The organism is Streptomyces sp. NPDC021224 (assembly GCF_044332905.1).
GTDB lineage: Bacteria > Actinomycetota > Actinomycetes > Streptomycetales > Streptomycetaceae > Actinacidiphila.
The window spans coordinates 91,891-104,923 of the sequence record NZ_JBIRPW010000016.1 but is presented as its reverse complement, the minus strand read 5'-3'; the positions used below and the strand labels follow the sequence as shown (position 1 = coordinate 104,923).

10 protein-coding genes and 1 pseudogene are annotated in these 13,033 nt (G+C 74.6%); 8 read left to right on the top strand and 3 right to left on the bottom strand.

Features of this window, described 5'->3' with window-relative positions:
- Positions 1-134: 134 nt before the first annotated feature.
- A complete protein-coding gene (locus tag ACH4PY_RS29925) occupies positions 135-2,894 on the bottom strand; it encodes an AAA family ATPase (RefSeq protein ID WP_398189759.1) in 2,760 nt (919 codons plus the stop codon).
- 306 nt (positions 2,895-3,200) lie between these two features.
- On the opposite strand from ACH4PY_RS29925, the gene ACH4PY_RS29920 reads away from it, so the two are divergent.
- The 3 genes and pseudogenes from ACH4PY_RS29920 (at position 3,201) to ACH4PY_RS29910 (ending at position 4,998) form a co-directional block, all read left to right on the top strand.
- A complete protein-coding gene (locus ACH4PY_RS29920) occupies positions 3,201-4,178 on the top strand; it encodes an alpha/beta hydrolase (RefSeq protein ID WP_398189756.1) in 978 nt (325 codons plus the stop codon).
- 153 nt (positions 4,179-4,331) lie between these two features.
- Positions 4,332-4,430 (top strand): annotated as a pseudogene (locus tag ACH4PY_RS29915) (DNA starvation/stationary phase protection protein); the annotation flags it as partial.
- A 190-nt stretch (positions 4,431-4,620) separates the two neighbouring features.
- The gene (locus ACH4PY_RS29910; protein WP_398189754.1) at positions 4,621-4,998 is read left to right on the top strand and encodes an HIT family protein; all 378 of its coding nucleotides are present in this window, start codon (positions 4,621-4,623) and stop codon (positions 4,996-4,998) included.
- Between the two features lie 18 nt (positions 4,999-5,016).
- On the opposite strand, the gene ACH4PY_RS29905 is transcribed toward ACH4PY_RS29910, so the two are convergent.
- The gene (locus ACH4PY_RS29905) at positions 5,017-6,339 is read right to left on the bottom strand and encodes a hypothetical protein (RefSeq protein WP_398189751.1); all 1,323 of its coding nucleotides are present in this window, start codon (positions 6,337-6,339) and stop codon (positions 5,017-5,019) included.
- A gap of 145 nt (positions 6,340-6,484) precedes the next feature.
- Between ACH4PY_RS29905 and ACH4PY_RS29900 the strand changes: the two genes are divergently transcribed.
- From ACH4PY_RS29900 to ACH4PY_RS29885, 4 genes are all read left to right on the top strand, one after another.
- A complete protein-coding gene (locus tag ACH4PY_RS29900) occupies positions 6,485-8,314 on the top strand; it encodes an Hsp70 family protein (RefSeq protein WP_398189748.1) in 1,830 nt (609 codons plus the stop codon).
- Positions 8,315-8,431: 117 nt separating this feature from the next.
- Positions 8,432-9,355, top strand: coding sequence for a hypothetical protein (locus tag ACH4PY_RS29895; RefSeq protein WP_398189745.1), 924 nt, complete (start codon positions 8,432-8,434; stop codon positions 9,353-9,355).
- A complete protein-coding gene (locus ACH4PY_RS29890; RefSeq protein ID WP_398189742.1) occupies positions 9,352-10,590 on the top strand; it encodes a hypothetical protein in 1,239 nt (412 codons plus the stop codon). The genes ACH4PY_RS29895 and ACH4PY_RS29890 overlap by 4 nt, the downstream gene beginning before the upstream one ends.
- Positions 10,590-11,732 carry a patatin-like phospholipase family protein gene (locus tag ACH4PY_RS29885; RefSeq protein ID WP_398189739.1) on the top strand — a complete coding sequence of 381 codons (1,143 nt, stop codon included), beginning with the start codon at positions 10,590-10,592 and terminating at the stop codon, positions 11,730-11,732. Before ACH4PY_RS29890 ends, ACH4PY_RS29885 begins: the two co-directional genes overlap by 1 nt.
- A 20-nt stretch (positions 11,733-11,752) precedes the next feature.
- Here ACH4PY_RS29885 and ACH4PY_RS29880 read toward each other — a convergent pair whose 3' ends face one another.
- Entirely contained in the window at positions 11,753-12,547 is a 795-nt protein-coding gene (locus ACH4PY_RS29880) for an alpha/beta fold hydrolase (RefSeq protein ID WP_398189736.1), read from the bottom strand.
- Positions 12,548-12,608: 61 nt separating this feature from the next.
- Between ACH4PY_RS29880 and ACH4PY_RS29875 the strand changes: the two genes are divergently transcribed.
- Positions 12,609-13,028 carry a MarR family winged helix-turn-helix transcriptional regulator gene (locus ACH4PY_RS29875; protein ID WP_398189733.1) on the top strand — a complete coding sequence of 140 codons (420 nt, stop codon included), beginning with the start codon at positions 12,609-12,611 and terminating at the stop codon, positions 13,026-13,028.
- Positions 13,029-13,033: the final 5 nt, after the last annotated feature.

Below are 13,033 nucleotides of genomic sequence, written 5' to 3'. Positions count from 1 at the left end.
ACCTCGGGCACGGGGCTGCCCTACGGCACGCCGTCCTACCCGGGCGAGGGCGAGGCTGTGCATCCGGGCCGTGGTGAGCGGCTCGTCGGTGCCCGATGCCGTGGCGCCTGCCGGGGAGGCGGATCCGCCAGGGTTCAGGAGAGAGCGTCGCGCAGTTGCGCCCGGGACGTGATGTGGAGCTTGGGGAAGATCTTGTGGAGGTGGTAGCCGACGGTGCGGGGAGAGAGGTAGAGCTGGGCGGCGATGTCGCGGTTGGTCTGGCCCTGTGCCGCCAGTTCCGCGATCTGGAGCTCCTGGGGTGTGAGGTCCGCCGGGGGGATCACGCTCGGAGGGGCGGCGGCCTCACCTGCGGCGCGCAGCTCCGCCGTGGCACGTTCGGCCCACGGCAGTGCGCCGAGGCTCAAGAAGGTGTCCAGTGCCGCTCTCAGCTGCGGCCGGGCTTCGGCCACGCGGCGCCTGCGGCGCAGCCATTCGCCGAGGTCCAGGCGGCTGAGGGCAAGCTCGAAGGGCCAGCGGGCCGCGGCCGGATCGCTTACCGCGACGTCGAAGTGCTGCTCGGCGTCGTCGGGGGTGCTGAGCAGCGCGGTGGCCCGGTGCAGGACGGCGTGGACGCGGGGGGACAGCTCGGACCCGAGGAACTGCCCTGCGGAGTCCAGGACCGAGCGGGCGTCGTCGGTGCGGCCCGCGCGGACCGCTGCTGCGGCCAGGTCCCCCAGATGGTGGACGGAGGAGTGGTAATGGACCGGGAGCGGTCGACGGTCCGCGGTGAACATGCCCCGCAGCTGCCCGTAGGCACGGTCGTGGTCGCCGGACACGGTGGCGGCGAGCGCCAGTGCGTACCGGTGGCGTATGTGCAGTCGGCGGGACTTGCGCAGGTCCACCTCGTGGACGGCCTGGCGGGCGAGCACGGCGCCGGCCTCGTGGTGGCCGCGGAGCGCGAGGACGGTGGCCTGCAGCAGCATCGATCCGGCGGCGGCGTGAGCGGCGCCGGCTTCCTTCGCCATCCACAGCGCCTCTTCGGCCGCGGTCTGCGCGGCGGTCCAGGCTCCGGAGTCGAAGTGGGCGAGAGCCAGGGCCTGCGCGACCGTCGCGTTGGTGCCGGCGGATCCCTTGCCGCGCAGCCGGTCCATCGCCTCACTCAACAGCTGTACCGACAGTTCCGTCTCGTCGAGCACCCACGCCGTGGCACCGACGGCGGAGAGTTCGCCGATGGACTCAGTGGTGAGACCGGCCAGCGCCTCCTGCGCGCGCCGCAACCGTGGCAGGGCCTGACCGTACTCGGTGAGCGGGTGGAGCGCGGCGTGGCTCCACGCCGCTTCCACAGGGCTCCGGTCCTCGTCGGCGAGGGCTCTGACACGGTCGAAACGGTCCCGATGGACGATGTCGCCCGAGTTGTAGGCTGAGGTCGCCGCGGTGCTCAGTGCGCTCATGGCGAGAGCGGGCGCGGACGCGGCCATGGCCTGGGCCACCGGAAGGATGACCGCGACGGCCTCGTCGTGTGCGAGCGTCACACCGAGTGCCCAGCCACGCCACAGCGACGCCTCGGCCCGTACCCGGGCGTCCTCGGCGACGTCGGCGACGCGGGCGGTGAGTTCGCTGACCCACTGCGGGTGCCCGGCGTACATCGCGGACCTCGCCGCGGCCAGCAACCGTCGCGCGCGTTCCTGCGGATCGGGGCTCAGCGCCGCTGCTCGCTCCAGGGCCGCGGCCGCGGCGGCGTGGCCGCCGCGGCCGCGGGATCGCTCGGCGGTTGCGGCGAGCGCGTCGGCCACTTCTCCGTCCGGCTCCACCGCCGCGGCAGACAGGTGCCAGGCCCTCCGGTCGGGCTCGCCGGCCAGGGCGTCGGCCAGGGCCAGGTGCGCGGCCCGGCGCTCCGCGAAGCCGGCCGCCCCGTAGACGGCGGAGAGCACGAGGGGGTGGCGGGGCACCACCTGCCCGTCGGCTATCCGCACCAGGCCGGTCCTTTCTGCCGGCAGCAGTGCCGTCAACCCGTCGAGGCCGGCGGCGGCGCGCAGGACGTCGGAGAGCCGGGTGGCACCGGAGGCCGCCACGAGCAGCAGCATCCGCCGGGTGTCGGCCGAAAGGCCGGGCAGGTCCGCAGCGAAGAGGCGTTCCAGGCGGCGGGTGAGCGGCAGCGTCACCGCCGCCCCGTCGCCGGCCCGGCCCTCGGCATGAGCGCGGCTCAGCTCGATCAGCGCCAGCGGGTTGCCGGCGGCGTTCTCCAGGATCTGGGCACGGACCCGTCCCTGCGGCGGTGCGGGCTGCATGTCGAGCAGGCGGGCGGCCACGCCGCGTTCGAGCGGGCCCGCGTGCAGGTGCGGGAATTCCTGCTCGAAGCGTGCGGGAACCGACTCCTCACGCGCGGCGAGCAGCAGGACCAGGGGCTCGCCGCCGAGGCGGCGGGCGAGGAAGCCGAGCAGGTCGAGGGTGTCCACGTCAAGCCACTGGGCGTCGTCCACCACCAGGAGCAACGGCTGCCGTGCGGCGGCGTCGGACAGCAGCGTAAGGACCCCGAGGCCGAAAGCGAGTGGGTCGGGAGCCGTGTCCTCGGACGCGGCCCCAAGACCGAAGGCGGCCCGCAGCGCGCCGCGCTGCCGCCGGGGCAGGGCGTCCACGCCGGACAGCAGCGGGCGCAGCAGCTGGTGCGCCCCCGCCAGGCCCAGCTCGGACTCGCCCTGGCTGCCGCGCGCGCTCAGCGTCCGGAACCCACGGCTTTCGGCCCGTGACACCGCCCAGTCGACCAGCGTGCTCTTCCCCGCGCCGGGCGCGCCGGTCAGGACGAGGACCTTGGTGCCCTCGCCGTCCACGCCCTCCGTCAGCCGGGACAGACGGGCAAGCTCGCCGTCCCTTCCGACGATCTCGCGGGGAGCGGCGGATTCGGCAGGGGGGAGCACGTGGTTCCTCTTCGTTCTTCTCAGCTTCGGTACGGCCATTCTGCCAGGCCAGCGGCGTGACCACGGACGACTGGTCATTCGACGGATGCCCTTTGCGGCCGCCTTCCCGATGATCGTCGTGCAGGAGTCGGGGGCTGAGGAGACAGACGGTGCGAGTCCGAGGTGGACGCACGCGGATCGAGACGGCCCACCGGGCCGGGCGGGTCCCGGACACCGTGCTCGACACCGCCCTCGCCGACCGCGCCTCGTCGCGGACCGGCCACGTCCTGCCGACAGCTGTCAGATCACATATCGAAGGAACGAACCATGTCCGACATCACCACCTCCGCCACCACCGGTCCCGTACTGGAGCCGGAGGCACAAGCCTTCGTCGAGGCGACCGCGAATCCGCCGTACCTGTTCCAGATGTCGCCGGAAGACGGCCGCAGTGCGGTGGACGACGTGCAGTCCGGCCCGACCGACAAGCCGGCTGTGGACGAGGAGTGGATCACCGTCGACGGCGGCCCGACCGGCAGCGTGCCGGTGCGTATCGTCCGCCCGGAAGGTGCGGTCGGTGTGCTGCCCGTGATCCTCTACATCCACGGCGCCGGCTGGGTGTTCGGCGACGCGCACACACACGACCGGCTGGTGCGCGAGCTGGCCGTCGGAGCCGGAGCCGCCGTGGTCTTCCCCGAGTACTCCCGCTCGCCCGAGGTGCGCTACCCGGTCGCCATCGAGCAGAACTGGACCGTCGCCCGCTGGGTCGTCACGGACGGCGCCGCGAAGGATCTCGACGGATCCCGGATGGCCGTGGCCGGCGACTCGGTCGGCGGGAACATGACCGCTGCGCTCACCTTGATGGCCAAGGAACGCGGCGGGGTCGCGCTCGCGCAGCAGGTGCTCTTCTACCCGGTGACCGACGCGTCGTTCGACACGCCTTCCTACCACGAGTTCGCAACCGGTTACTTCCTGCGTCGCGACGGCATGTTCTGGTTCTGGGACCAGTACACGACCGACGAGAGCGAGCGGGCCCAGATCACCGCGTCGCCGCTGCGGGCCACCGTCGAACAGCTCACCGGCCTGCCTCCGGCGCTTCTGATCACCGGAGAGGCGGATGTGCTGCGGGACGAGGGCGAGGCCTACGCCGCCAAACTGCGCGAGGCGGGCGTGCCGGTGACCGCGGTCAGGTTCCAGGGCATCGTCCACGACTTCGTCATGCTCGACACCCTGCGGTCGACCCGGTCGGCCGAGGCCGCCATCTCCCTCGCCGTGCAGACCCTGCGCTCCGCGCTGCACGCCGCCTGACAGCCCGCGTGGTCCCCCGCCCGGCGGACGGGGGACCACGCATGCGGTCCGCACCACCCACAGCCGTCCCCGAGACGAGGGAGCCACATGGCCGACCAGCCCCGGCCGCCCCGAAAGAGCCACCGGATCCAGGAGTTCGGAACCGTCGTCCACACCCAGGACCTGCTGGTCTCCCAGGTGATCCGCACCGGCGAACGCCAGGTCTGGACCCTCGCCGAGCACCTGGTGGCCGTCCCGCTCGTCCGCACCTGACGGCGGCCGCCACGGCGCGATCCGGTGAAGCGTCCGGGAGGCCGGCCTGGCCGGCCTCGGGCCAACGGGGCTGCTCGGGCTGCGGCCGTCGGTCTCGGGTGCCGCGGGGCACCGCGCCTCGCGGGCGGCGTGCCCTGCGGCGGTGTCGGTGACAATGGCCGCAGGGACGGCGACTGCGGTGAGGGCGGCGATGACCCAGGGAGCGCGTGACGGGGCCGGGGGCACGACGGGCGGGTGCCCGTTCTGCGAGCTGCTGGACACGCCCGGCCATCCCGCCGTGGTGGAGCGGTGGCCGGACGCGGTGGCGCTGACGCCGCGGGGTCCGGTGACGGAGGGGCACGTCCTGGTCGTACCGCGCCGCCATGTGCGGGACGCGGCGGCCGACCCGGAGGTGGCCGCCGCGGCGATGCGGCACGCGGCACGGCTGGCGGGGCGCTTCCCGGCGTGCAACATCATCACGAGCTGCGGCGCCGAGGCCACGCAGACGGTCTTCCACCTCCACCTGCACGTCGTCCCGCGCCGTGACGGCGACCGCCTGGCCCTCCCCTGGGTTCCGGCGCCGCGCTGAGCCGGTGGGGCGCGGCGCTCACCGGTCCGCCACCACCTCCCACACCGGGATGCGGACCACCACCGGGCGGTCCCGGTCCGCCTCCGTGGTGAGCAGCGGCATCCACAGCGTGCGCACGCCCCGGCGGTTGACGAGCCGGCAGTCGCGGCCGCAGCCGGGGCAGCGGACGCGGCCCGTGGCCAGGCCGTCCTGCGGGGCGTCGAAGTAGCCGAAGGCGTCGACCCCGCCCCCGGACTGCTCGGGGGCGCGCAGGAACGCGTCCCAGTCCAGCTCGCCGGGCGCCCGGCCGCGCGGGGCGCAGCGCGGGCAGGGCACCCGCACCCAGGACCAGAAGTGCTCCTGCACCACCTCCGGGTCGTAGAAGCCCCAGCGCCGCAGCAGCCGGGAGAGCGGGCGGGCCGGGCCGGTCGGCGGGATGCGGCTCTCGGGCGCGGAGGAGACCGGGTCGCAGTTGGTCAGCAGCACGGTGAGCCGCTGTACCTGCTCGTGGTCCGGCAGCCGGAGCAGCCCGCGGGCCGCCGCGGACGTCAGGGGTGTCGTGCCGGGCACGCCGGGCAGCACGACCTGCGCGTCCTCGATCCTGGGGAGCCGGCCGAGCCGGTGCCCGCCGGTGTGCAGCAGCATGTACGCGGCGCACATCAGCTCGCCCACGCACCAGAAGGAGTCGGCGTAGTCGCCGGTGAGGTAGACCAGGATGCGCGAGGTGGCCTCGATCTCGCGCTGGAGCCGGGCGACGCCCTCCCACATCTGGGCCCGCGTGACGACCTCGGTGGGGTAGGAGAACTCGCACGGCGGGACCATCCGCACGGTCGTGCCGCGGTCCCGTTCGAAGGCCTCGCGCCACTCCTCGGCCTCGCGCTGGTGGGTGCCGCGGAAGCTCAGGAAGTGCGCGGCGGGCCGGTCGTACATCCAGTAGTGCCCCGCGGGCGGCGGGCCGTCCGGCCGGGGCTGCGCGGACCGGTCGCCGAACCGTTCGGCGAGGTGGCGGGCGAGCCACGCGCCGATCGCGTCGTTGTCGAAGGTGCTGCCGTGCACGGGCGCGAACTGGTGCCACGTGAGCACGTTGCGCGGCAGCGGGGTGCGGCTGACGATCACGTTCTTGCGGCGCAGCTTCGTCCACATGGTCATCGCGTCGTAGACGCCGCGCTCGTCCTCCAGGGAGGCGTCCCAGATCGTGACGTCGGTGCGGCCGAACTCCGCGCGCGTCCCCTCGCGCCGGTCGGCGGGCGGCCGTACGACGCGCAGTTCGGCACACAACCGTGCGGCGAGCGGGGCTATGTGACGGTCCAGCAGATCCTGGCCGCCGTCGGTGGCCGGTGCGAAACAGGTCAGCCTGGGCACGGTCGGCGAGCGTAGCGCGCCCGCGCGTCAGGCAACACCGCAACACCGGGAAGACGGCGTGAACCGGCACAGACTGGCTTCACCGCGCACACCAGGAGCGCCGGCGGCCCGCGCCGCCGCGCGCCCGCGCACAGGGGAGCACGCCATGAACACCACACCCGCGACCGGCACCGTCAGGGTCGCCGCCGCCGTCGACTTCGGCACCCACGGCACGGGATTCGCCTGGTCGGTGATCGAACCGCTCAACGACGTCGCGGCCGAGCGCACCATCATCCGGTCGTCGTACAAGCCGATGGGAAAGTACGAGATCACCCAGGCGAAGAACCTCTCCGCGGTACTCACCGGCGCGGACGGCGCGGTGGTGGAGTGGGGTTATGCCGCGCGGGCCCGGTGGCTGCAGCTGCTGGAGACCGGGACGACGGACGGCTGGGGGTACGCCACCGGCTACAAGATGGCGCTGCGCGCCGACACCGGCGAGATGGGCGTCGCCCGCGCACAGGGCACCGCCGACATCCGCGGCACAGCGGCGGTGCGCAGCCTGGTGACCGGGTGCCTGGCCAAGGTGCGGGCCTCCGCCGAGGAGACCCTCGCAGCCTCCGGGTTCCTCCCCGGCGAGGTGCGCTGGTGCCTGACCGTCCCCGCCGTCTGGGACGAGGACGACAAGCAGCTGATGCGGGAGGCGGCCGTCGCCGCGGGCTTCCCTGACGACGAGGAACGGCTGCTGCTGACCTACGAGCCGGAGGCCGCCGCCGTCACCGCCTTCCTCTCCCTGGGGCTGGTCATCGACGGGACCGGGCAGACCGACCGGGTGCCCCTCACGAAGGCCGGCACGCGCTTCATGGTCGTCGACTGCGGCGGCGGGACCGTCGACATCACCGCCTACGAGTCCCTCAAGGACGGGACGATCCTGCTGGCCGAGATCGGCGCCGTGTGCGGCGGGCGGCTCGGCTCCGAGTTCCTCGACCACGCCTTCCGCACCGGGCTGCTGGCCGACCGGCTCGGCGCGGACCTGGTCGCGCGGCTGGCGACCAGCCATCCCGACGAACTCCAGCGGATGCTCGACCAGTGGGAGAGCCACAAGGCCGACGACCTGGTGACGGAGTCCGACGAGGAGACCGGCGAGCTGCGCCTCGCGGAGTCCGGCTACCTGTGGGTGGAGGTGCCCGGCGCGGTGTGGGAGCTGCTGGACGAGGACCACCGCAACCGGCTCGCGGCGGCGTCCGGGCGCCGCTACCGGCTGGAGTTCACCGCGGCCGAGGTGCAGCGGGTCTACCAGGGGCTGATCGACCCGATCCTGGCGCAGATCGACGAGCAGCTCACGGCCATGGGCCGGACCCCGCCCAGGGTCGCCGACGCGGGCGGCGCACCGCAGGAGTACCTGCTGCTGGTCGGCGGCTTCTCCGGCAGCGGCTATCTGCGCGAGCACATCCACCGGCGGTTCGGCCACCGCATCCGCGTCCTGCGCCCCGTCCACCACGACCGCGCCGTGCTGGAGGGCGCCGTGCACTACGCCTACGACCCGGGCATGATCGCCTCGCACCAGGCGCGTTTCACCTACGGGGTGTCGCTGTACCAGCCGTGGGAGGAGCGGGACGGCCCCGCCCGGCGCGTCACGATCGGCAGCAGGACGCTGTGCGCCCGCCGTTTCGAGGTCGCCGTCGTCCGGGGGCAGACGGTCGAGACCGGCGAACACGTGGAGGTGTCCGACCTCGGCCCGGTCAACCGCAGGTCCACGGAACTGGCGCTCGCCTTCTACCGGACCAGGGACACCGGCCCCCGCTACACCGACGAGACCGGCTGCGAGCCGGTCGGGACCATCACCGTGCCCGTCCCGCGCCACCACCGGCGCAAGGGCAACACCGACCACTTCACCCTCCGCCTGTACTTCGGCGACACCCAGATCAGGGTCGAGATGCGCGACGACCGGACCGGCGCGGTGACCAAGGGCGTCATCGCCTTCGCCCGGATGCGCTGAGCCGTACGGGCGCGCGCGCCGCCGGGCCGTACCGGCGCCGGACATCCCCCAAGCCCACGACCCCGGCGCGCGGACCGCCCGGCGCCGGGACAGCACGCACGGAAGGAGGCCCACGACATGCACGACCACGGCGGGAACGGGCCGGGAGCCCGGCAGGCGCGCCACGGGGGCACGCCTGCGGGACGCCATCTGACGGAACTGCTGGGTCTGTTCGACCCGGCGGAACTCAGGGACCTCACGGACAAGGAAGTGGACGAGGTGCTGCGCAGACTGCTGTTCATGTTCCGCTGGCTGCTGACCGGCGGGCCCCATCGTGCCGAGGAGCAGCTGCGGGCGCTCCGTACGTCGGTCGCCGCGCTGGAGAAGACCACGGCACGCCTCACCGGGCGGCTGGACGCCGCGGACCGTGTACGCGCCGGGCAGCACGAGCAGCTGAGGCTCATGCAGGGGGCCGTGACCCGGCTGCAGAACGACCAGCAGGCCCCGCACCGCGAGCTGGGCGCGAACTGGCAGAAGCTGCTGAGCGACCGGGGGCTGGTCCGGCTGGTGGAGAACGCCGCCGCACACGCCGCGGACCGCGGCTGGGACCCCGCGGACCAGTCGGAGGCCGCGCACTGGGCCCGGGTCCGCGACGAGGCGGCGGTGCAGCGCGCGGCAGCGGAACTGCTGACCGCGCGGGAGGACGTCGACCGGGCCGCGCTGGAGAGCCTGCTGGTGCCCGCGGGCACGGACGGCGCACGGGCGCGGGCCGAACTGGCCGACCTGGCCTCCCGGGCCGCCGGGCTGCACCGCGAGGCCAGCCAGCTGAAGTTCCGCCCCGTCTTCGACTTCTCGCGCCCGGAGCCGGTCGTCACGTCCGCGACCGCGATCCTCTACTCGCCGGAGTGCGGCTACGGGCGGCCCGCCGCCTATGTGGTGCTGCCCGCCTACCGGCTGGGCGACCAGCGGATGACCAAGCCGACCGTGCTCACCGAACGCGCCGCTCCGACTGCGGGGCGGGCCTCGGCGGCGCCCGGCGGCACCGGGGAGGACCCGGCATGAGCGTCCTGGACCTGCGGGTGCTCGCCGAGCGGATCCCGCTCGTCGCCGACCGCGCCCTCGTGGAGATCGTCAACAGCACCGAGACCGCCGGCCACCTGGCCGACCACCGGGCCGCGGAGGGCTTCTTCCGGCGCCTGTGGTCCAAGGGCACGGGCGCGGACCGCAAGCGCGAGGTGCAGGGGGCGCAGGCGCTGGCCCGCGCCCAGCGCCTCACCGTGGACCTGGTCCGGGACCTGGGCGAGCACCTGTCCTTCACCAACCTCAACGTCGCGCTGGTGTCGAGTCGGCTGGACGAGCTGGCCCGGGAGACCGAGGACAGCGGCCGGCTCGCCCGGCAGAGCCTCGGCGAGGTCTCCGAACTGGCCTCGGTGGTGGCCTCGTTCATGGACATCACCACCCGTCGGCTGGACTCCGTCGAGCTGCGCCTCGACACCCACGCGGCACTCCTGGACGCCCATGCCGCCGCCCTGCTGGAACTGGAGCGGCGGCAGGTCCACGCCGAGCTGTGGCAGAACTCCCGGGACACGGTGGACGCGCTGATGCGCAAGTGGCGCACCTACGGCGCTTACCGCACGCTGCCCTGGCCGGTCCAGGCGCTGCTGCTCGCCCGGCAGCTCGCCGCGGGCAAGCCGGGCGAGCACGAGGCGGCCACCGGCGACCGGGAGTGGCGCGAGCGGCTGACCGACGAACTGCTCGCCGACAGCGGGTACCGGCAGCTGCGGGACGACCTGGGGTGGCGCGAGCGGCTGCCGCTGGCGGCCCTGCTCTCGCACGTGCTCGCCGGGCTGCCGGGCGCCGACGAGCGGCTGATGGTCGCAGAACTGCTCGGCGCCGGGCTGCCCGTGGGGCTGCGACCGCCGCACGGCCCGCTCGCCCTGGTGACCGCCCGCACCCTGGAACTCGCGGTGCTGCGGCCGGAGGAGCAGGAGAAGCACCTCATCCACCAGGCCCGCCAGGACACCTTCGCGGAGTGCCTGACCAGGCCCGGGGCGATGACCGCCCAGGAGTTCGTGCGCTGGGCGGTGGAGGAGCAGGCCGACGCGGCGCGCGCGGCCCGCGGGCGGATCGGCCGCGGGCTCGCGCCGGGCGGACGCGGCGCTCTCCCGGCGGCGGCTCCGGCGCCGGACGCGGCGGCGGTGCCCGTCCCGGCGTCCCTCGCGGCTCCGGAAACGGCGCCCGTCGCGGCTCCGGTCGCTGCTCCGGTCGCTGCTCCGGCCGCGGAAGGGAGCGCGTGATGGGCGGTGCCACACCCGCGAAGGGCCCGGACGAGGTCCCCTCGCTCGTCGCGCGGGCCGAGGCGCTCGCCGCGCGCCCGGTCCCGCCCGTCGCCGCCCGGCGCGAGGGCCCGCAGCCGCTGCCGCTCGCGCCGCCACCGGAGCACCGGGTGGGGCTGGTGCTGGCGGGCGGCGCGGCCAAGGGCGCGTACCAGGTCGGGGCGGTGCGCCGGCTCGCGGAGGCCGGGGTGCAGCTGACCGCGGTGGCGGGGACGAGCATCGGCGCCCTCAACGCGGCGGTGCTGGCCTCCTCCCCCGGCCTGGCCGCGGGCGCCGACCGGCTCGGCGCGGCCTGGGAGTGGTTCACCGGGCGCTTCGGCGCGGGGCCGTTCGGACCGGCGGACGGCACGGACGAGGAGTTCACCGTCCAGTTCGGCAACCTGGCCGCGCGGCTGCTGCGCATGCTGGCGCGGCGCGGTGACCTCGAACACCTGGTCCGCACGTCGGTGGACACCCGCGCGCTGCGCACCGGCATCCCGTGCCGGGTCGCGGTCTATCCGGTGGAGGCGCCGATCCCGCTGATCTTCTTCCGGCTGCGCGCCGCGCAGGCCGCCGCCCAGGTACTGCGCCGCTACCAGGGCCTGCGCTCACGCATGGTGGAGCTCAACACGCTCTCCGACCAGGAGGTGGTGGACACGGTGCTGGGCAGCGCCGCCCTGCCGCTGCTCTTCCCGCCGCGCAGCGCGGGCAGCGGCTACTACCGCGACGGCTTCCTCGGCGGCGACAACACCCCGATCCGCGCCCTGGCCGACATCGACCACTGCGACGTCGTGATCGTCGTGCACCTCGCGCCGGGCGAAACCGTCCGCGCCGACGAGCACAAGGGCCTCACCCTCCTCCAGATCCGCCCCGCCCGCCCGCTGGTCCCCCGCGGCCCGCTCGGCGGGGTGAGCGGCCCGCTCGACTTCTCCCCCGCCCGCTACCGCACCCTGCACGACCAGGGCTACCAGGACGCCGACGCCCTGATGACCCGGCTGGACGCCCTGCTGGGCGCCACCGCCGCCGTCCGCCACTCCGAACGCCTGATGGCCGAGCGCGTCCAGCGCCTGATCACCCCGCTGCCGCGTCCGGCCTCCGGCCTGGACGGGGGAAGCGGCGGCTGAGCCGGGCGCGGGGCCGCCGCTCACCCGGCGGCGGGCGGTGTGGCGGTGCGCCGCAGGTGGGCGTCGACCAGCGCGAAGGTGGCCTCGGGACGCTCGATGTGCGGGAGGTGGCCCGCCGCGGGAATCACCTCGAACCGCGCGTCGGGGAAGGCGGCGGCGTAGGCCTTGCCGTAGGCCGGGGTGACGACGCGGTCGCTCTCGCCCCACAGCACCGCGGTGGGGACGCGGACGCCGCCGAGGCGGGCCGCCAGGCCGGGGTCGTGCATATAGGGGTCGCCCGCGAGGACGCGCATGGTGGCCGCGTTGGCCTGCCGCCGGGCGCGCTCGGCGGCGGGCAGGGTGGCCGGGTCGGCGTAGTGGCGGTCGGCGTCGTGCCAGGAGTGCTCGGCGAGGCCGCGGGCGTCGAGGGCGAAGACATCGGTGATCGGCTCGCCGTCGACGGCCACGCCCACGGCATCGACGAGGACGAGGCCGCTGATGCGGCCCGCGGTGTCGCGCAGGGCCATCTCGGCGGCCACCCACCCGCCGAGCGAGGAGCCGACGACGAGCACGTCGCTCAGCCCGCGGTCGCTCAGGTGGCGCAGGTGGGCGACGGCGAGGTCGTCCACGCCGGTGAGCCGCTCGGGCCGCGGGGTGCCGTCCCATCCGGGGTGGACGGGCATGAGGACGTGCGCGCCGCGCGAGAGGTGCTCGGCGAGCCCGGCGGTCGTCGCGGGGCCGCCGCCCCCGTGCAGGACCAGCACGGGCCTGCCGCTGCCGGCCTCGGAGACGGTCAGGGGCAGGTCGGGGTACAGGGTTCGGGTCGTGGTTCGCATGACCGCACTGTAACTAAACATCTTTATATAAGCCAGCTTAGTCATGCTCTAGGCTTGCTCCATGCATGGTGAGCTGCAAGAACTCGGCAGGGCGGTCAAGCAGGCCCAGTACCGCCAGCACCGGTCTCTCGACGCCGCCCTCGCGGCCGTCGGCACGACCCTCGCCCAGTGGGACGCCCTGCGCGCGATCAGCCGCTCTCCCGGCGCCTCGGCCCGCGAGCTCGCGGCGGCGACCTTCCAGACCGAGCAGGCCTTCGGCACCCTCGCCACCCGGCTGACCGCCCAGGACCTCGTCGAACGCCGCCCCGGCCGCGGCCGCCGCATCGCCCATCACCTCACCCCCGCGGGCCAGGAGGTCCTGGCCGCCGGGCACACCGTCGCCGACGAGGTCCTCACCGCCTGCTTCGCCCCGCTCCCCGCCGCCGACCGCGCCACCCTGCTGACCCTGCTGCAGCGCCTCACCGCGGAGCCCGACGCCTGATCCGT

Bases quoted from the DNA above. Each gene is read 5' to 3' on its own strand.
- ACH4PY_RS29920 (WP_398189756.1), top strand. From the start codon at position 3,201: ATGTCCGACATCACCACCTCCGCCACCACCGGTCCCGTACTGGAGCCG.
- ACH4PY_RS29910 (WP_398189754.1), top strand. From the start codon at position 4,621: ATGACCCAGGGAGCGCGTGACGGGGCCGGGGGCACGACGGGCGGGTGC.
- ACH4PY_RS29900 (WP_398189748.1), top strand. From the start codon at position 6,485: ATGAACACCACACCCGCGACCGGCACCGTCAGGGTCGCCGCCGCCGTC.
- ACH4PY_RS29895 (WP_398189745.1), top strand. From the start codon at position 8,432: ATGCACGACCACGGCGGGAACGGGCCGGGAGCCCGGCAGGCGCGCCAC.
- ACH4PY_RS29890 (WP_398189742.1), top strand. From the start codon at position 9,352: ATGAGCGTCCTGGACCTGCGGGTGCTCGCCGAGCGGATCCCGCTCGTC.
- ACH4PY_RS29885 (WP_398189739.1), top strand. From the start codon at position 10,590: ATGGGCGGTGCCACACCCGCGAAGGGCCCGGACGAGGTCCCCTCGCTC.
- ACH4PY_RS29880 (WP_398189736.1), bottom strand. From the start codon at position 12,547: ATGCGAACCACGACCCGAACCCTGTACCCCGACCTGCCCCTGACCGTC.
- ACH4PY_RS29875 (WP_398189733.1), top strand. From the start codon at position 12,609: ATGCATGGTGAGCTGCAAGAACTCGGCAGGGCGGTCAAGCAGGCCCAG.